The organism is Aeribacillus sp. FSL W8-0870, from assembly GCF_037963755.1.
Lineage (GTDB): Bacteria > Bacillota > Bacilli > Bacillales > Aeribacillaceae > Aeribacillus > Aeribacillus composti.
Genome location: NZ_CP150165.1, coordinates 707466 through 726624, shown reverse-complemented (window position 1 = coordinate 726624; position 19159 = coordinate 707466). Strand labels below are relative to the sequence as shown.

Here is a 19159-nt window from a genome sequence, read left to right as displayed (position 1 = left end):
TCCTCCTTACTTTGCCCGTTCAATTTCCGCTTTTATAAATGAGGTGTCAACGAAGCTGCTAAAATCAGGAATGTCTTTAATAAACCCTAACTCTTTTAAAAATTCAGCATTTTTTTCAGCTGTGTAATAAAAAGATTGATAGTTATCTCCCTCTTTAAAAGCGTTCAAGCTTTCTTCAGGAGAAAACAGCTTGAATCCTTTCATTCCTACATCCAGCTCTTCTTTTGAAATTCCCGCCTCGTCCGCTATTAGTTGAATCGATTGATCGTAATTTTGCGAAAGATAGTCAACCGCATCAAACCATGCTGCTACGATTTTTTGCACGTCCTCTTTCCTCTCTTTCGCAACATCTCCTCTTACAACAAATAAGTCGGAAATCAAGCCCGGAAAATCAGCGGATGTCACCAACTTATGTCCTTTTCCCTTATTCACTGCCATGCTTAAAAAAGGCTCCCACAAACCGGCTGCATCCAATTTTCCAGCTATAAATGAATTTCCCGCATCTTGAACAGATAAGTTTGTAAATTTCACATCGGATTCCTTTAATCCCGCTTCATGCAATGCCGTGAGCAGAAAAAAGTGTTCAATCGTTCCTATTTCCGTACCGACTTTCTTCCCTTTTAAGTCTTTAATCGAGCGAATATCATTTGAAGCAACAAGCCCATCGCCGCCAAGTGAATTATCTGTAATAAATACCGCTTTTAAATCAATTCCTTTTTCTAAAGGGGAGATCGAATCAAGCAAAGCTTGGCTGTTTCCATCAATTTCTCCCGTATTTAATGCAGAAAGGGAATCAGCATATACTGGAAACCAAACCAATTCGACATCCACTCCATGTTTTTCGAAAAAACCCTTTTTTTCTACGAGATGCCATAAATACCAGCTCGGCAAGGCGCTGAAACCAATCTTAATCGGTTCTTTCTTGCTTTTATTGCCGTCAGAAGTTTCATTTGCAGATTTACTTCCGCAAGCAGCCAACAACAAGCAAAAAATGATAGAAAGAACAAGTAGTGGAAGCTTCTTTTTCTTCATGTCTTTCACCTCGGCTTTATATTTTTCATCTCTTTTTGAATTTAGGTATTTCAAAATAGTGCTTAAAGAAATTCTGTTATATCCCCCTCCCCAGATTTTTAAATTTTCAGCTTTAAAAAAATAAAAGCCAGAGAGAATAGATCTCCCAGGCTTTTATCCTTCCGTGTATATAGAAGTTGCGCAATCAAACGCAGCTTCTATACGCTCTCTCTCGGACCAGACTTACCGGCGGTGATACAGCCTGCCAGCAACGGAACCCTAGACAGCTTTGATTTCCCACTTATTTCGGGGAACGATATTCACTTTTCATCATTCCAAGATACGCTGGCAAATGTCAGCTTTTCACCTTCTTTTTCCGGTTGACAGAGAATGAGAGATCACTACAAACTCTTTAGGGGGATTTTTTTATTTATTAAGAATTATAGTTTATATGACTATATCCGCAATAAATATGTAATATTTTCTAACATAATTTCTCGAAATATTCACATATTACGGAAACTATTATTACATAAAAGAATTGTATTTTTTTCAAAAAAAACAGCATGAAAAGCTGCAAAACGTTCAAAATCTTCTTAAAAAAAGCATCTGCCCTTAATCAGCAGATGCTTTTTTCTTGTGCAAAATCATTCCGAGTCATTTATAAGCGTCAATAAAGGTTCGCCAATTTTGATTTGTTTTTCTTTCGTTTCATTTATTTCTTTGTAGTGACTAGTGTTGGTTATAACAACCGGTGTCGCCAAATCAAAGCCCGCCGACTGAATTCCATTTATGTCAAATTCAATGAGCAGCTGTCCTTTCTCTACACGGGCGCCTTGAGTTGTATGAGCAGTGAAAAATTTACCTTCCAATTGAACGGTATTCATGCCAATATGAATCAAAATTTCCGCACCTTGATCAGATGTTATGCCAATTGCATGTTTCGTAGGAAAAAGAGTCGTTACTGTGCCGGATACAGGCGCTACTAATTTTCCTTCCGAAGGCTCAATGGCTACGCCCGCGCCGAGGGCCCCGGATGAAAATGCTGCATCCTTGATGTCTGATAACGGCTTTACTTCGCCGTTAAACGGGCTGAAAATAATTTCTTTTTTACCTAATAATTCTTCTTCCGCATCAGCCTCAGCTGTTGCTTGTTGGGATTGCCGATCTGCTTCTTTTGCCGATTTTTGACTGAATCCAAAAAGGAAAGTGAGGATAAAACCAAGGATAAAGGCAACGGTAATGGCAATTATAGTGCCCCATAAACCAAACGTAATGCCTTCAGTCGGACTGATAAAGGATGGAATACCAAAAATTCCGAGACCTCCCAGCATATACATTTTTGAATCAAATACTCCTATGAGTCCTCCGCCAATTGCCGCAGCAATACAGCTGATAATAAACGGTTTTTTGAGTGGAAGCGTAACACCATAAATCGCCGGTTCGGTAACCCCGAAAACTCCGGAAATAAATGCAGGGATACTAAGCGTTTTCAATTTTTGCTGTTTCGTTTTCACCATGACGGCAAGTACAGCACCTATTTGTGCAAAAGAAGGAGCAAATGCCATCGCTAGAACAGGATCTGCACCAAGTGTGCTTATATTGTTGATACCAATCGGAACAATCCCCCAATGAAGACCGAAAATAACAAATACTTGCCAGAACCCGCCAATAAATAATCCTGCAATGAGTGGCGATAAATCATAGATGGCAACGGTTCCTTGTCCAAGAAGTTTTCCTGCCCAAGTTGCAATTGGTCCAATCAATAAAAATGTTAAAGGAACTATGATAATCAGTGTAAAAAAAGGAACTAAAAATGTTTTCACGACATCAGGAATAACTTTCTTAAACCAATTTTCCACCTTTGCACTAAAATAAGCAGCCAAAATAATCGGAATAACGGAAGATGAATACGTCATTAAAATGACCGGAATGCCAAGAAATGTAATATAAATAGGCGACTCAAACATCGTGCCTGAAAACAAAGTGTAAAGCGCTTTTCCGCTAGTAAGATTAGATAGTGCCGGATAAACCAATGACGCCCCGATCGCCATACCGATGAATGTGTTGCCGCCGAATTTTTTGCTGGCCGTATAACCAAGAAAGATCGGGAAGAAGTAAAATAACGAATCGCCAATTGCATATAAAATTTGATAAGTTCCTGATTTATCTGTTATCCAGCCTAGTGATGCGAAAAGAGCGGCAAAACCTTTAATCATTCCTGTTGCAGCTAGAACGCCGAGAGTTGGTGCAAAAATTCCCGAAATAATGTCAATAAAGCGGTTGAATAAATTTTTATCCTTTTTTCCCGCTTCCGTATCGACAGGCTTTGCAGCTTCAAACCCGCCAATAGCAACGACCGCCTTATACACATCAGGCACATGATTGCCGATGACAACTTGATATTGTCCGCCGCTTTTCATAACGGTGACGACTCCGTCCATGTTTTTTAACACTTCTGTGTTCGCTTTCCCTTCGTCCTTTAATTGAAAGCGCAATCTTGTAATACAGTGAACAACACTGATAACGTTTTCTTTACCGCCGACATTTTCGATAATGTCTTTAGCCAATTGCTCATATTTCATGATTGACCCTCCCAAAAATATATTTGATATATAAAAAACCTGAACCAATTTGAACGCGCACGAATAAACGCACTGTGTTGTTCAAATCAGTTCAGGTTATGCCCGGATGGTAACATTCCTTCCTGATTTTTGACAGCTTCCCGAAAAAATTATGCAATTGTCGAATTTACTCTTTCTAATCTAAATTGGCTCCATTCGATGAGATGACTTGCTTATACCAATAAAAGCTTTGTTTTCGAATTCGGCGCAAATCTTTTAAATCAAATTCATCACGGTTAACGTAAATAAAACCGTAGCGTTTGCTTATACCTTGATGCGTGCTGACGAGATCAATAGCTGACCAAGGACAAAAACCGAACACTTCAACACCGTCACTAATCGCTAATTGCATTTGTTCGATATGGTTTCTTAAAAATTCAATTCGGTATGTGTCGTTTATAACATCGCCTTCTTCCAATTGATCGATGGCGCCTAATCCATTTTCAGTGACAATCAATGGCAAATGATAGCGGTCATATATTTCTCTTAATGTTGTCCGAAACCCGACTGGATCAATTTCCCAGCCAAATTCATTTTTCTTTAAATGCGGATTGGAGGCTCCTTTATAAACTCCCGGTTCCCCAACCGTAATATGCTGATCTCCTGTTTGGTTCACATCTTCTTCATTTCCTTCGCTTGCTGCTACTGTTTGCGAAGTATAATAGTTAAAAGCAATAAAATCCGGCTTGGCATTTTGTAAAATTTCCATATCGCCTTCAAGAATTGTTGGAGTATATCCCTTTTCCTCCAAGTAAGCCCAGGCAATATTGTTATAGCGCCCATATACAGCCATATCCAAATACAGCCAATTGCGGATGGCTGCGTAATTATTGGCAGCTAAAACATCTTCAGGTTTTGAGCTTGCCGGATTAATCGTCACAATATTCGGCGCCGGTCCGATTTTTGCATCAGGCAGCATTCGATGGCATAACGTCATTGCCTTCGCCTGAGCGACAAACATATGATGATTTTGTTGATACAATTCTTTTTTTGGATTTTTTAAGTTCGGATCAACGGTCCCGATCGCTTCGCCATGAAGGATCATCATATTTTGTTCATTAATCGTCAGCCAATATTTTACCCGATCGCCAAAATGCTCGAATAATGTTTTGCAATAATTTTCATATGCATCAATCGTTGCACGATTGGACCAGCCGCCTTTTTCCTGTAATGCATAAGGCAAATCAAAATGATAAATCGTCACAATCGGTTCAATTCCATGCTTTCTGATTTCATTGATAAGTTGATCGTAGAACTCTATCCCTTTTCGATTTACCTCTCCGTCGCCATTAGGATAAATGCGTGTCCAGGCAATGGAAAAACGATATGCTTTAAAGCCCATTTCAGCAAACAGAGTAATATCTTCTTTGTAACGATGGTAATGATCGCTGGCTACTTTAAAATCAGTTGTGCCTTCGGGGTATTTGGCCATATCGATAACGGAAGGTCCCTTTCCGTCTTCATTCCATGCACCTTCCACTTGATAGGCTGATGTGGAACCTCCCCAAAAAAAATCGTTTGGAAAAGGCTTGCGCCGCTCGTGTTTCATGCTTACTACCTCCCATTTCATTTTCAAACAGAGTGATTTCGACATCGCAATCGTTTTTACAATTCTTCTCCATTCGTTTCGATTACTTTTTTATACCAATAGAAGCTGTCCTTCCGGAGTCGTTTCAATGTTCCGTTGCCGAAATCATCTTGATCGACATAAATAAAACCATACCGTTTGCTCATTTCTGAGGTAGATGCGCTTACTAAATCAATAGGCCCCCAAGTTGTATACCCCATTAATTCAACACCGTCGCCAATCGCTTCTTTCATTTGCTCAATATGTTTGCGCAAATAGTCAATTCGGTAATCGTCATGGATGCTGCCGTCTTCCTCAACCTTGTCGTAGGCCCCTAATCCGTTTTCCACTATAAATAAAGGAACTTGATAGCGGTCATACAATTTATTTAACGTAATCCGCAAGCCGATCGGATCAATTTGCCAACCCCAATCAGATGATTCAAGATAAGGGTTTTTCACACCGCCGATTAAATTGCCTGAAACTTCTTCAGCATCATCCTTCGTGCTGGCTACAAGTGTCATATAGTAGCTGAACGAAAGGAAATCCACTGTATATTGTTTTAAAATGGCATCATCGCCTGGAAGTTTTTCAATGTGAATATTATTTTCTGCAAAATATCGTTTCATATAACTTGGGTATGCGCCGCGAACTTGAACATCTGTGAAAAATAAGTTCAGCTGATCTTCTTTTAATGCTTTAAGTACATCGTCCGGGTTGCATGTTTCCGGATATACTTCCAATCTAGCCAGCATACAGCCGATTTTTGCATCCGGAATGATTTCGTGGCATGCTTTAACAGCTAGTGCACTTGCTACAAATTGGTGGTGTACCCCTTGGAAGGCAGCTTGTTTTACATTTTCAACCCGATCGGTTAAAATGCCGCCGCCGGTGTACGGACTGAAAGTAATCATATTGATTTCATTAAATGTCAGCCAATATTTCACCTTGTTTTTATACCGTTTAAATACGGTTTCAGCGTAGTGAACAAAGAAATCTATCACCTTGCGATTCGTCCAGCCGCCGTACTTTTGCACAAGTCCGAGCGGCATTTCGTAGTGGGAAAGTGTAACAAGCGGCTCAATATTATATTTCTCCAGTTCGTCAAACACTTTGTCATAAAAGGCTAATCCTGCTTCATTTGGTTCGGTCTCATCCCCATTCGGGAAGATACGCGGCCAAGAAATGGATAAACGGAATACTTTAAACCCCATTTCTGCAAATAAGGCGATGTCTTCCTTATAGCGATGATAAAAATCGATTCCGAAACGTTTCGGGAAAATTTTATCTGATGCTGCTCCGCTTAAGATTTCCTCGATTTCTGCACTTGTCACATCTAATGAATGTCCGTTTTTACCACGTTTTTCTTTTGGTACATAAGCCACCATATCGGCAGTAGAAAGACCTTTTCCATCTGCATCAAAAGCACCTTCTAATTGGTTGGCAGCAGTTGCGCCGCCCCAGAGAAAGTTTTCCGGGAATTTCGCTTCGAAATGGCCCATTGTTCATTCACCCTCTCGTTATTATTAAAAAATTTCCAACTTTATCCTGTCGCAAAGCGCTTATACGATCAAGAAAATAAAAAAACCTAAATTGCCCGCCATAAAAATGACGAAACAATTTAGGTTTTGCCTGCATGACCAGTAACAATCCTAAATGAAATGGTTTCTATTCGATTGTTATTTACAAATTAGCATACGCTTTCATTTCCTGTCAACAGTTCATTTAAAAATTTTTACGAGAAGCTGAGATTTTGTTTAATTACGATTCACGACTCGATCAATATGAATTGTCAAATATAGTTTTTCTTCCGAAGTTATTTCATGGCCATGCACCTTTTGAATATAATCTTTTATTTTTTTCGTGCAGGCATAAGCTTCCGGATGCTTATTTTTTACGATTTCATACAATTCATCATCGTCGCTCTTCAGCAGCATGTTGTTTATGAGCCGTTGCGCGAAAAATTTCAAGTGGGTAAGGAAACGGAAATAATTTAATGAATCCTCGTCAAGCTCAATTTTAAAATGGTATTTTACAATATTCAGTATATCTTGAATAATCTTTGTCATATTGGCGACATCCGTCATTTCTTCATTCAGCTCAGCATTGACGAAATGCATCGCAATGAAACCGGCTTCATCTTCAGGCAGTTCAATCGCCAATTTGTCTTTAATCATTTTCAGTGCTTCCAAAGCGATTTGAAATTCATCTTTATATATCCGCTTGATTTCCCAAAGTAATGGATTCACAATCTTTATCCCTTGTTTTTGCCGTTCTATGGCGAAATTAATATGGTCTGTCAGCGATATATAAATAATATCATTCAGTTTTTTGCCAAGTTTATTTTTCGCGTATTGTATCATTTCCTCCGTTACTTTTACATATTCCATCGGAACCTCGTACAATAGCGATTTAAATTTACTGGCCATATCCTGATTTTCCAATTTAAAAATCTTTTCAATTCTGTCTTCATTAACCTCATCGCCAGGTCTTTTCTTAAAGGCAATCCCTCGTCCCATGATGACCAGCTCTTGATCATCTTGTATAACGCTGATCACGTTATTATTAATCACTTTTGCGATTTTCACGCGTACCCCCTGCCTTTAGTTTGATGCTATTATACCTATATATTGCAAAATGCACCCGATATTATTTATGAAAGAAGTCCTTAATTAAGAGAATTTACGATTTATTAGGATTTGTCAATACAAAAATTCGATTGCTAAAGCAGATTTTCGTTTTTTTAATAGTAAGAGAGTTTCAAAAAACTCCCCGCCACCATGCGTTGGGTACAGCCCGACGATAAGGGGAGGTGAATTCACTTCTGTCCAGTACGCTTTCTATTGGTCAAAATGATAAAAAATAACGGCGAGAACACATGCCCCGCCGTTTTGTCATTTTATTTGAGCGAAATCTTTTTTCCCTGTTTGATCGATTCATAGCAAGCTTCGATTACAGTCATATTTTGGATCATATTTTCGCTTGTGTAGGAAGGATTTTTTCCATGCAGCACCGCATCTGAAAAATGCTCAACTTGAAGAGCGTATTGATCCGCTACAATGCTTTCGATTCTCTGTTCATTTTCTTTTTCAACAATGATTAAGCCTTCTCCTCCTTGGCGGTCAGGTCGATAGGCTCTTGGAACGCGAATAGAACCTTTCGTTCCGACCACTTCATAAACATTTGAAAAACTCGCGTGAAAACTGCAGTCAAAAACGGCTTTGACTCCATTGTCAAGCTCCATATATCCGACAGCCGTCGTATCAACGCGATGAACAGGATCTATTTCAGCATCTACTCTCACTTCAGCCGGTTCGGCTTGAATAATATTTCGAATCGAATGAATACAATAGCAGCCAATATCATAAATACTGCCGCCGCCCATATCAGAATTTAAACGAATATTTTGCGAGGCAGGATCCAAATAAAACGAAAAGTTGGCTCTCATTAATTTCACATCGCCAATTTCACCTGATGCGATGATGTCTCGAACTCTTTGATGCTGTGGGTGAAATTGGTACATAAACGCTTCCATAAACTTCACATTGTTTTTTTCACAAACGGCTGCCGCTTCTTTCGCCTCCTCAGCTGTCAACGTTGCTGGCTTTTCACATAATACATGTTTTCCTGCTTCAGCTGCCTTCACAATCCATTCTTTGTGCAAATGGTTAGGCAGCGGTATGTATACAACATCGATATCTGGATCCTTTAGCAAGTCTTCATAACTTTTATAGGCTTTCGGAATATTTAATTCATCAGCCACCCCGATCACTTTATCGGATCGGCTTGCTATCGCCGCTACAACAGCATTTTTAGATCTTTGAATCGCAGGAATCAACTGCTTTTTAGCGATTTGTGCTGTGCTTATTATTCCCCAACGAGTTTTCTTCAATTTCTAAATCCCCTCCAGATCAATTTTGAAAAAACATAATCTTGTCAATTATTTTTGAAATTCTTTTGATTTTACATTAATATTTTTTGATTTTGAAAACGCTTTTTTATATTTTACCACATTTTCACACATCGTCCATACAACTTTTCAGCAGATTCCTCCACAAGAATTCAAACCGCTGCTGCCACTGTCACGGAACATTGTCCGCCTGCTAACTTTTTATGTTTGAAGTTGTTTGTTTGTACTTTCTATATTTTTGCCAACGACCAATTGGAACCATCGCATAAAATGTTTTCCCTTGGTTGTGTGAACACATAAGGGAATCGGTGCTCAAATTCCTTCAGCAGCAAATACGGCAAATCACTCGGTTGCCAAGGGAATGTAGGCTTTGACATTTGCAAGTTTTGAAAGAGGAATGTTGCTAGATTTAAATTTTTGTTTATGATTGAATTTTTGTGTTTTTTTCGACTAGTCGGCCCTTAAAAGTGATTTCGTACAGATTATCGTTCATTGTCATTCGCCTCTACTACATTCGTTGCATTAGACAGTTTAGCTTATTAGATGTATAGTATATTTGGAAATAATGGAAAGAGGCGAGTCCAATTGGTATACATAAAAATGAACAGTCCAGAATATGTAAAGGCCAGCATAGCTCTTTTTTTCGGCGGGTTTGTCACCTTTTCCATTTTGTATACAACACAGCCTTTACTGCCTGTTTTCTCAAAAGAATTTCATATCTCTGCCGCATCAGCCAGTTTAACCGTATCGGCTTCAACCGGAACACTTGCTTTTATGATGCTGGTAGCTGCTAGTTTGTCAGATGTTCTTGGAAAAAAGAAAATCATGATCATCTCGATGCTGCTTACTTCCATGCTCTCTATGTTTATTGCTATGAGCCCAAATTTTCCTTTGCTTGTTGTATTCCGAACACTGCTTGGAATTTCTTCAGCAGGCATCCCCTCTCTCGCTATGGCGTATGTAGCAGAAGAATTTCATCCAACTGCAATTGGCAAAGTGATGGGATTGTATATAAGCGGAACAAGCATCGGCGGAATGGCCGGCCGAATAATCACTGGCTTGTTGACAGATTTTTTTTCATGGAGGACCGCTTTATTTTCCATCGGAGCGCTAGCTCTTATTTTAAGCATCGTCTTTGCTTTTATTCTACCGACACCAAAGAATAGCGAAAAAAAGCCGTTTAATATAGAAGCTGTTATAAAGGCATATACTGTACACTTAAAAAATAAGCCGCTTTTATCTCTCATTTTTTTGGGCTTTTTATTTATGGGAAGCTTTGTGACATTATACAATTATATTGGCTATTTACTGAGCGAGCCTCCTTATTCATTCAGCCAATCATTGCTTGGCTTCCTTTTCATCGTCTACATTTTCGGAAGCTTCAGCTCTGTATTTTTAGGCAAAAAAGCTGATGAACACGGCCATTCAGCCACGCTAATTTTTGCCGTCGCTTTGACTATTTCCGGAGCCATATTGACTCTTTTTCCGCCAGTATTGGTGAAAATTATCGGCATTTCACTATTTACATATGGTTTTTTCGGCTGTCATTCCATTGCCAGCGCTTGGATTGGAGAACGGGCGGATAAGAATAAAGCTCAAGCATCTTCTTTATATCTTTTATTCTATTATTTAGGATCAAGCTTAGTTGGTACATTTGGGGGCTATTTTTGGATTCATTTCCATTGGGCGGGAGTCATCTTGTTTATCACAGCTTTATTGCTATCAAGCTTACCTTTTATTCGGTATGCTGAGAAACGTCTTTAACCGTCAGAAAGTATAATAGATTAGTGCAGAAAAAAAACGCTTAGCCTGTCGGAAGAACTGAACGTTTTTTCAAGAAAAAATTTATGGTGTTCGGATTATCGTGCAAATTCCCATAAAAATTAGAGATGGATCAGCATGTCATAAGCAGAAAATTGCATGGAATTCCTGTAAACTGTCTACTGTTTTACACAGCTCATTTCACGTAAAATCCCTCCAAAAATGCCACTTTTCAAAATAAAAATATGGCAACCTTCATCTTTAAAAAGTTCCAGAAAATAACATCTTTTTCTATTGACTTTTACGTTGCGTAACACCTTATAGTTGCTAACGCAGAGATGTAATAGGTGACAATGAAGGTAAAAGAAGCAGGGGCTTTTCAAATAATCAAAATTTGCAAGGTGGAAGCAATGAAAATAGTCATCGAAAATACAATCGAACAAGATGAAATTGTTCGATTTCTTTCAAATCTTGCTTGATATATAAAACTTGTAGTAATTGATATGTGGAACTCTTATAAACTGTCAATTGTGATAGCTAAAATTCATATTGTTAAGTCAGCAAACAAAACCTGATAGAAAATCCGGAAGGCTGTCAGTTAGAATGGATTAGCCAAATGAATGGGTTTATGAAAAAGTGTTAGATCATGATTTTCTATTGTAGCTAAAAGCATGGAAGAGGGTGTTTTTACCCTCTTTCCACACTTTTTTAGATTTCCAAAATTATATTAATTGAAGAGAAACGAACTTAATTTCTAGGAATTCGTCCAGCCCGTAGTGGCTTCCTTCTCTTCCAAGGCCGCTCTCTTTCATTCCGCCAAAAGGTGCTTGGGCGACAGACGGAAGGCCGTCATTGATTCCGACAATGCCGTATTCTAGATTTTCAGAAAACCAAACAGCCTTTTTGAGAGATTGGGTGTAAACATACGCAGCCAAACCAAATGGTGTACCATTTGCACGTTGGATAACTTCTTCATCATCTGAATATGTGCTGACCGGTGCCAATGGACCAAATGTTTCTTCCTGCATGCACAACATATCATCTGTTACATCAGAGATTACAACCGGCTTCATAAAATATCCTTTGTCCATATTCACGGCAGGTCCTTCATGGAGTTTCGCGCCTTTTTCGACTGCATCTTCTAATTGATGTTGAACTTTTTTGACTGCATTTTCGTCAATAAGCGGTCCAATGTCTACCTTCTCGTCAAGGCCATTCCCTACTTGCAGTGTTAAAACAGCTTCATGAAATGCTTTTAAAAACGGCTCCTTAATTGACTCATGGACATAAATCCGGTTGGCGCATACGCACGTTTGACCCGCATTTCTGAATTTTGATTGCACAACGCCCTTTACAGCTTCTTGAATATTTGCATCTTCTGTTATGATAAAAGGTGCCAAGCCTCCAAGTTCAAGCGATACTTTTTTTACAGTATCCGCTGCTTTTCTCATTAACAGCTTTCCAACTGGAGTAGACCCTGTAAAAGTAACCTTCTTAACGCGTGAATCTTCCATCCAAACATCAACGACTTCAGCTGGTTTTTCAGTCGTTATAACATTGATGACACCTGCTGGAAAACCTGCTTCATGAGCACATTCTGCTAATAAAAGTGCTGTAAGCGGTGTTTGTTCAGCCGGTTTTATGACAACTGTGCATCCGGCTGCAAGGGCAGGGGCGACTTTCCGTGTGATCATCGCCGCCGGAAAGTTCCAAGGAGTTATGGCAGCAACAACTCCTACAGGTTGTTTTTGAACGATAATTCTCTTCGAATGAACAGATGCCGGAATCGTTTCGCCATAAATCCGTTTCGCTTCTTCTGCAAACCATTTCACAAAGCTGTTTGCATATTGTATTTCGCCTTTCGCCTCGGCGAGCGGTTTTCCCTGCTCGATTGTCATCGTGGATGCCAACACTTCCAGCCGATCATTTATGAGCTTATACCATTTTTCCAGTAATTCTGCTCGTTCATAGGCTGTCGTTTTTGACCAAGTTTTAAAAGCTTCGTGAGCTGCATCGACAGCCAGCTTTGCTTCCTTGGCGGTTCCGTTCGGCACATAACCAACTGTTTCAAAAGTGGCAGGGTTTTGAACGACAAAATTGTCATCCAACTGAACAAATTCTCCGTTAAGATACAGCCCTTTTGTCAATGGTTGTTCTTTCATACTGCTTGAATCTCCTCTCTTTCTTTTTCTTCATTCGAGTGGTGCGTAAATATGCGGTCGTTTTCTCCGCGCAGAAAATCTTTTCCATAGAGCAGGATGCATAAAAGGATGCCGGCAGCAAAAGCCATTGTTGCTCCTTTTATGACGAGGATTGCACCAACAATCCCCGCAATTCCGAGATCACGCTGGCTGCGGGACTGCATGACACCGATACGAACGCTTACATAACCTTGTACCAACAATGTCAAAGCTAAAGCAACTCCAAGTATCGGTTGTACTAAACTTACTATAGGCAGCAAAAATAATCCAGTATTTGTACCCCAACGGAACGATCCTGCTCCGCCGAAAAACGAATGCATCGCTTCTTTACCTTTTTTAAACCGCTCGATCACGACCACTTGCATGGCAGCCCACATCGGACCGCACATCGTAATATCAGGGCCGATCATGCTCATTAGAATGTTTCGGCCACCAAATATTAAGTGGGCGCGGTTCGGATTGTAATCAACTTTTTCATCCGTACGTATGACATCAGATTCAGAAAGGAGAGCTTTCGTTTTCAGCACATCTCCAAACACAACTAAATACGTTGCAAAAACAGCAGGGACTGCCTTCACGAAAAACGATAACGCAGGGAAGCCCAGGCCAAATACCGTATATTCCGCCCAAAGTGTGGCGAAATCTGGTTTACTGAAGCCCCATTGAATGTCCGGCCATTTCGCTTCTCCAACAAGAGGCGCTACGAAAACAGCTAGCAAAATAGCTGGTAAAATCCCTAAATTCCCCAACAAAGCCCAGCCTTTGTTTTTTTGCTTTAATTTTTCGAAATGTTTAGAGAATATTAGATAAAACGCAAAGCCAATGCAAATTGTGATCGTAATCGGGAATAATTCAAACTTTCCTCCGGCTTCAAAAATCGATACGACAGCTCCAATTCCGGCACCCAGTATAATACCTGATTTAATGGCGTCAGGCACTAAACGCACCACTTTGCTGGCAAGTCCCGTTACTCCTAAAATGATGGATAAAATTCCAAGAGTCAACTGAAATGCAATGAGTGCATATATTCGGTCCTCACCTTCTGGAAATTGTTTAACAAACAAAACAATCAATGGAATCGCGGGAGTGACCCAACCTGGAATGACCGGGTCACCAAGCAGATGATGCAGTAAATATAAAAGTCCATTCAATACAACAACAGCGAGAGCCACTTCAAACGGCATCCCTAAATGATCCGCTAAAAGAGTAATAGCCCCAAGGTCTACCGCACACATGAGCAAACCCTGCACATAATCGGGCCATTCAAACCGATAATGAATAAACGGCAGCCGTATTTTAAAGGGACCTGCAGGGATATATGGCGTTTCAGCGCCGTGCGGACGATTTTTCCATTTCATGATCATGATTTTCCCTCCTATCAATAGGCAGCACGGTATATTTGTTCAATATCTTTTTTGCTTAATTTTCGAGGGTTATTGCGCAGAAGCCGCGTTTGCTTTAAAGCTTCCTCAGCCATTTCAGAAATCGCGGATTCCGGAATATTAAATTCACGCAAAGATTGTGGAATTTCCACATAGCGGCATATCCGGATCATCGCTTCAATCGCTGCATCAGCCGCTTGATCATCGTTTAGATGATCTACTTTTTCACCTAACGCTTCTGCGATATCACGGAATCTTTCTAAACAAGCTATTTTGTTCCATTTCATGACGTATGGAAGCAGCAAGGAGTTGCTTACACCGTGTGCTATATGAAAACGTCCTCCAAGAGGATAAGCGAGAGCGTGCACTGCTCCAACGCCTGCATTACCAAAAGCCAATCCCGCCATGAGACTCGCTGTAATCATCGCCTCACGTGATTCGATGTTTTCCGGGTTTGAATACGCTTTCGGTAAATGGGTGGAAATAAGTTTCATCGCACCAATTGCCAGTGCATCCGTAATCGGAGAAGCAAACTTCGAAATATATGCTTCCACAGCATGAACCAATGCATCCACTCCGCTTGCTGCTGTCACGCTAGGAGGGCACGTAATGGTCATGATCGGCGAAACAATTGCGACATCAGGTAATAAGAACGGACTGACAATCCCTTTTTTCACCTGCTCTTTCGTATCCGACAAGATTGAAATATTCGTAACTTCGGAACCTGTTCCGGCAGTTGTCGGAATGGCTATTAAAGGCAGCCCTGAGAAAGGTCGAGTCCAGTAGAATAGTTGATTTCTAACTTCCCGCTTCTAAAGGATGCAAAAAAAAATGAACATTGTTTAAACAAAATCGAATTTGCAAAGACTTGAATTAAAAAAAATGAATCCTTGCATAAAGTTAATCGTAAATTATATCAAAAGAATAAAACATTAACCGTCATATCGAAGATCAAATTTGCGGGGGAAACTATGTATACACACGCTACGAATAGAAGACAAATGCCCAGTGTTTTAAAGTCGTTTGCCGTTTCTTTGGCTATCGCCATGCTAGGAATGGCAGCGGGAATATATGTGCCGCCATCACTGTTTTTGCCTCTTGCCATAATTGAACTTGGCATGATTATTTTTGCATTCTTTTTGCGCAGAAAAAAAGCTATTTCTTATACATTTCTATATAGTTTTACGTTTATTTCAGGGATTACAGCCTATCCAATGATCTCGCATTATGTTTCAACAATCGGCGCGCACGCGGTCATTATGGCACTAGCCGCCACAACCGCTGTTTTTACTGGATTAGCTGTATATGCAACTGCAACAAAACGAGATTTCTCATTTCTTGGCGGAATGTTATTTTCTGCCCTGCTCGCTTTTCTGATCATTTATGTTCTTAATCTTTTTTGGCCGTTGAACTCAGGCGGCATGCTCGCATTTTCCTTCATAGGAGTATTAATTTTCAGCGGCTACGTATTATATGACTTTAATCGAATGAAGCATTACGGTGTTCATCCAGAAGAAGTGCCGTTAATAGCCCTAAATCTATATTTAGACTTCATCAACCTGTTCATTCAAATTTTACGAATCTTTGGCATTCTTTCTTCAAAAGATTGAAGGAGAGCTAAAAAAAGAAAGCTGCTTGCAAAAATTTCGGGTATTTAAAAATTTGTAGAACCGGATCAATTTTTATGTCAGAGTCATCTAGTGCCGGTTCTTCTTTTCACTCGTTAGGAAAGCTTTTACGGTTCCTTTTTTTTTATTTTACTTTTGCTTGCTGCTCTCCTTTTTTGTCCTTGCAACAAGCCTAATATTTCAGCATGTTTGTTCTTTTTGCCCGGCGTTTCACTGCAAGCTTCAAACGCGTTTGCCCTGTACGGCTGACGGTTACGTGCAACTGAAATTTGCTGTAATCAACTCTTTTTGACAAATACCCGATTTGAGTATTTTCCAGAATTATTCCAACTTACATTTTTACCTATAATCTTTTATAATAAAAAATATAGTGAAAAGAAAGGAGGCAGCCCTTTTAGTATGGAAGACGTTGCATTAAAAACAATTTTACAGGCGCTGAAAGAGCATTCTGAGCACATTGACTCAAGATTTGATCATCTTGAAAAAAGAATGGATGGCTTAGAGGCAAGAATGGACAAACTGGAATCTAGAATGGATAAGCTGGAATCTAGAATGGACAAGCTGGAATCAAGAATGGATAAACTGGAAAACGATTTGCAATCTTTTAGAAAAAACGTGGATGAACGCTTTACACGCTTAGAGAAAAAATTGGAAGGGATTCGCGCTGAATTAACAGACGCACAAGAAACCCTCGACTTCGTGTCCAGCAAAACATTGAAGCATGAAAAAAAGCTTAGACAATTATAGCTTAAGTTCTCATCTTCCAAAAATCGCTGCAATATTTTTTCCTTTCCTATTCACCTTCAGTTTCTGCATCTTTAGCCTTTTTGACAAAACGTAATAATCAAAAAATAAAAAGGGCGCCAAAAAGAAGCTTTCGGCACCCGTATTATCTAGTTATTTAATTGTTACTTTTACTTGTTTACGTCCGAATTGGATCGCATCTTGTTCAGTAGGCATATGGATATCAATTTTTTTGCCGCGGATTGCACTGCCCGTATCAGCAGCAGTATATGTCCCGTATCCTTCTATATATACTTTGCTTCCTAACGGTATAACACTTGGATCTACAGATACAACTTTTGAGTCTTTTGTTAATACAGTTCCATTTGCTGTTTTATTTCCTACTAAAGAATATGCGGTGGCTTCCATTGTAATCGTTTCGCCAGCATCTTTCGCTCCGTTATCTTCTTGAGCTTTCGTTGCAGTTTCTCTCGCTTGAACTTCTTGCTTGCTGACAGTTTGATTAGAGCTGTTTTCCTCTTTAGGTGAAGAAGACGTTGCTTCTTCTTTTTTTAAACTCTTTTCATTCGCAGCATATGTACTGGTTTTATTTGCAGATGCTGTGTTTTTATCATTCGTCGTTGTTTCTTGCTGTACGACTGGTTTGTTCACTTTCTTTTCTACTGTACGTTCCTCTTTCGCTGCTTGATCAATTATTAAAACATCACCAGCAAAAATTAAATCGGATGTTAAGTTATTCGCAGATTTTAGTGACGAAACGGTCACACCGAATTGATCGGCAATACTGCTTAACGTATCTCCAGATTTGATTGTATATTTTATTTTTTCACTTACGACTAATTCTTGATTTGGATAAATCGTTTCAGTCGTTAAGCCGTTCCATTCTTTTATATCTGCCACTGATACATTATATTCTTTAGAGATTTCCCAAAGAGAATCACCTTGTTTTACCTTATATGTTTCAGCAGAAGCTTGACCTACAAATGGAAGCGAAGTCGCTACTGCAGCTGTAAAAGCAATGATTGTTTTTTTCATGATGAAAAATCCCTCCTTTTCCCTACGACGACATCATAGCAATTTTATGTAACAATAGCTTTGCAAAAAGATATTAAATAGATAACAGTTGCTTTTCAAAGAAGAAAAAAATGTAAAATTTCATACTAATATTTAGGAATTTTTCACTTCAGTTACTGTTACACCAGTGCATAATTCCTTCTCTTCTGATTGCTCAGGCAAAATATAAGCCTTGCCATATTTTCGCTTAAACCTCACTTCACTGCTATTTCATCCAGTCCTCAAATAAATTGGTCGTGTTATATATGGAGGGATTTTCAGACATGAATTGATAGCTTATCATTCTTGATCTACATTGATTGGACAGTCGATCTTTATCCAAACCGATCTATATGTCATAAAATCTCGAAAACCAATCGTTATACACCATTCTAGAAAAACAAGGAGACGGTGCTCAGACCAACCGACTCAGTGCCATCATCATGGATATCTCTGGTAAAATAACGAAAGACATGAACCTCCATTTTTGCTAGGAGATTCATGTCTATTTCAAAAGGCCGATTTCCCCTTCTTTGACTTCAAAGTTAAATCCCTTTAATGCCGTTTTCGCTTGTTTTGGGTATGTGTAGGTTAATTGTTTAATCTCAATCATTCCTCCACCAATCCTTTCGCCAGCCATTTCGCTTGAAGCACTAACGCTTCGGCAAACTTCTCCCCTATCTCATCGCGGTACAAAAGCTGCAAAAAGAAGCTGCGTATGACCGCGACGATTGTACGTGGGTTTTCTTTTACCATAACTCCTTCGGCTTGCCATTTTTCAATAAGAGGCACAAGTGCATCTTCATCCTCTGTCGTATGCTGGTCAACATATTCCGGCGGTAACTTCCGCATTAAAAGTTCATATTCTTTTCGATCAATCATCAAGCGCAAAATCGGTTCTTGTTCGATCAACTTTACAGCTTGTACTAACAAATCTGCCAATCGTTCTTGCGTTAACGGCTTCTCTGTCCACTCAACTAGAAGCATTTCTCTTAATTTTCGTTCCTCCATTTGAAACACTTCATAAAACAACGCTTCTTTGGAGGGGAAAAATAAATAAAACGCTCCTTGTGAAATGCCAGCAGCTTCAGTCAAAGCCGCAACAGTTGTTTTTTGTATCCCGTATTGACGAAACATTGCTTTGGCTGTTTCTAATAATGTTTGACGTATCGTTTCCTTTTCTTCCTCACGAAATTTACGTGGGCATCGAATCACCTTCTTTATGTTTATATGAATATTTTTATTTTATATTCACAGAAAGTGTGAAAAAAATCAAGA

Annotated in this window: 15 protein-coding genes and 1 riboswitch; of the genes, 4 read left to right on the top strand and 11 right to left on the bottom strand. The window is 39.4% G+C overall.

Annotated elements, in window-relative coordinates:
• Window positions 1–6: 6 nt before the first annotated feature.
• The 6 genes from NSU02_RS03590 to NSU02_RS03565 form a co-directional block, all read right to left on the bottom strand.
• Window positions 7–1032 (bottom strand): ABC transporter substrate-binding protein, encoded by a 1026-nt coding sequence (locus tag NSU02_RS03590; protein ID WP_339194272.1) that lies wholly within the window; start codon window positions 1030–1032, stop codon window positions 7–9.
• A gap of 140 nt (window positions 1033–1172) precedes the next feature.
• Window positions 1173–1305, bottom strand: a riboswitch (guanidine-I (ykkC/yxkD leader).
• Window positions 1306–1658: 353 nt separating this feature from the next.
• Complete coding sequence (locus tag NSU02_RS03585) at window positions 1659–3596, bottom strand: beta-glucoside-specific PTS transporter subunit IIABC (protein WP_339194270.1); 1938 nt, start codon at window positions 3594–3596, stop codon at window positions 1659–1661.
• Between the two features lie 175 nt (window positions 3597–3771).
• Window positions 3772–5184, bottom strand: coding sequence for a glycoside hydrolase family 1 protein (locus NSU02_RS03580; RefSeq protein WP_339194268.1), 1413 nt, complete (start codon window positions 5182–5184; stop codon window positions 3772–3774).
• A 56-nt stretch (window positions 5185–5240) separates the two neighbouring features.
• Window positions 5241–6704 carry a 6-phospho-beta-glucosidase gene (gene ascB, locus NSU02_RS03575; protein WP_339194266.1) on the bottom strand — a complete coding sequence of 488 codons (1464 nt, stop codon included), beginning with the start codon at window positions 6702–6704 and terminating at the stop codon, window positions 5241–5243.
• Window positions 6705–6959: 255 nt separating this feature from the next.
• Complete coding sequence (locus NSU02_RS03570; protein ID WP_339194264.1) at window positions 6960–7790, bottom strand: PRD domain-containing protein; 831 nt, start codon at window positions 7788–7790, stop codon at window positions 6960–6962.
• 311 nt (window positions 7791–8101) lie between these two features.
• A complete protein-coding gene (locus tag NSU02_RS03565) occupies window positions 8102–9094 on the bottom strand; it encodes a Gfo/Idh/MocA family oxidoreductase (RefSeq protein ID WP_130156686.1) in 993 nt (330 codons plus the stop codon).
• A 603-nt stretch (window positions 9095–9697) separates the two neighbouring features.
• Between NSU02_RS03565 and NSU02_RS03560 the strand changes: the two genes are divergently transcribed.
• Both NSU02_RS03560 and NSU02_RS03555 read left to right on the top strand, forming a co-directional pair.
• Window positions 9698–10876 carry an MFS transporter gene (locus tag NSU02_RS03560; RefSeq protein ID WP_261308702.1) on the top strand — a complete coding sequence of 393 codons (1179 nt, stop codon included), beginning with the start codon at window positions 9698–9700 and terminating at the stop codon, window positions 10874–10876.
• 350 nt (window positions 10877–11226) lie between these two features.
• The gene (locus NSU02_RS03555) at window positions 11227–11352 is read left to right on the top strand and encodes a hypothetical protein (RefSeq protein WP_339194261.1); all 126 of its coding nucleotides are present in this window, start codon (window positions 11227–11229) and stop codon (window positions 11350–11352) included.
• Window positions 11353–11595: 243 nt separating this feature from the next.
• Here the strand turns inward: NSU02_RS03555 and NSU02_RS03550 are convergent, their stop codons facing one another.
• From NSU02_RS03550 to NSU02_RS03540, 3 genes are read right to left on the bottom strand one after another with little or no spacing between them, the layout of a single operon-like run.
• A complete protein-coding gene (locus NSU02_RS03550; protein WP_339194259.1) occupies window positions 11596–13035 on the bottom strand; it encodes an NAD-dependent succinate-semialdehyde dehydrogenase in 1440 nt (479 codons plus the stop codon).
• Entirely contained in the window at window positions 13032–14432 is a 1401-nt protein-coding gene (locus NSU02_RS03545; RefSeq protein ID WP_063389297.1) for a hypothetical protein, read from the bottom strand. The genes NSU02_RS03550 and NSU02_RS03545 overlap by 4 nt, the downstream gene beginning before the upstream one ends.
• Before the next feature lie 20 nt (window positions 14433–14452).
• Window positions 14453–15163 carry an iron-containing alcohol dehydrogenase gene (locus NSU02_RS03540; RefSeq protein ID WP_339195660.1) on the bottom strand — a complete coding sequence of 237 codons (711 nt, stop codon included), beginning with the start codon at window positions 15161–15163 and terminating at the stop codon, window positions 14453–14455.
• A gap of 264 nt (window positions 15164–15427) precedes the next feature.
• Between NSU02_RS03540 and NSU02_RS03535 the strand changes: the two genes are divergently transcribed.
• Complete coding sequence (locus NSU02_RS03535; protein WP_311066873.1) at window positions 15428–16066, top strand: Bax inhibitor-1/YccA family protein; 639 nt, start codon at window positions 15428–15430, stop codon at window positions 16064–16066.
• Between the two features lie 417 nt (window positions 16067–16483).
• The gene (locus NSU02_RS03530; RefSeq protein ID WP_063389277.1) at window positions 16484–16831 is read left to right on the top strand and encodes a hypothetical protein; all 348 of its coding nucleotides are present in this window, start codon (window positions 16484–16486) and stop codon (window positions 16829–16831) included.
• 150 nt (window positions 16832–16981) lie between these two features.
• On the opposite strand, the gene NSU02_RS03525 is transcribed toward NSU02_RS03530, so the two are convergent.
• Together NSU02_RS03525 and NSU02_RS03520 are read right to left on the bottom strand one after the other, a co-directional pair.
• Window positions 16982–17863 carry a LysM peptidoglycan-binding domain-containing protein gene (locus NSU02_RS03525; RefSeq protein WP_066246834.1) on the bottom strand — a complete coding sequence of 294 codons (882 nt, stop codon included), beginning with the start codon at window positions 17861–17863 and terminating at the stop codon, window positions 16982–16984.
• A gap of 627 nt (window positions 17864–18490) precedes the next feature.
• The gene (locus NSU02_RS03520) at window positions 18491–19096 is read right to left on the bottom strand and encodes a TetR family transcriptional regulator (RefSeq protein ID WP_339194254.1); all 606 of its coding nucleotides are present in this window, start codon (window positions 19094–19096) and stop codon (window positions 18491–18493) included.
• Window positions 19097–19159: the final 63 nt, after the last annotated feature.

Excerpts from the sequence above, each read along its gene's own strand:
- NSU02_RS03590 (WP_339194272.1), bottom strand. The coding sequence starts at position 1,032 with ATGAAGAAAAAGAAGCTTCCACTACTTGTTCTTTCTATCATTTTTTGC.
- NSU02_RS03585 (WP_339194270.1), bottom strand. The coding sequence starts at position 3,596 with ATGAAATATGAGCAATTGGCTAAAGACATTATCGAAAATGTCGGCGGT.
- NSU02_RS03580 (WP_339194268.1), bottom strand. The coding sequence starts at position 5,184 with ATGAAACACGAGCGGCGCAAGCCTTTTCCAAACGATTTTTTTTGGGGA.
- ascB (WP_339194266.1), bottom strand. The coding sequence starts at position 6,704 with ATGGGCCATTTCGAAGCGAAATTCCCGGAAAACTTTCTCTGGGGCGGC.
- NSU02_RS03555 (WP_339194261.1), top strand. The coding sequence starts at position 11,227 with ATGAAGGTAAAAGAAGCAGGGGCTTTTCAAATAATCAAAATTTGCAAG.
- NSU02_RS03550 (WP_339194259.1), bottom strand. The coding sequence starts at position 13,035 with ATGAAAGAACAACCATTGACAAAAGGGCTGTATCTTAACGGAGAATTT.
- NSU02_RS03545 (WP_063389297.1), bottom strand. The coding sequence starts at position 14,432 with ATGAAATGGAAAAATCGTCCGCACGGCGCTGAAACGCCATATATCCCT.
- NSU02_RS03535 (WP_311066873.1), top strand. The coding sequence starts at position 15,428 with ATGTATACACACGCTACGAATAGAAGACAAATGCCCAGTGTTTTAAAG.
- NSU02_RS03530 (WP_063389277.1), top strand. The coding sequence starts at position 16,484 with ATGGAAGACGTTGCATTAAAAACAATTTTACAGGCGCTGAAAGAGCAT.
- NSU02_RS03525 (WP_066246834.1), bottom strand. The coding sequence starts at position 17,863 with ATGAAAAAAACAATCATTGCTTTTACAGCTGCAGTAGCGACTTCGCTT.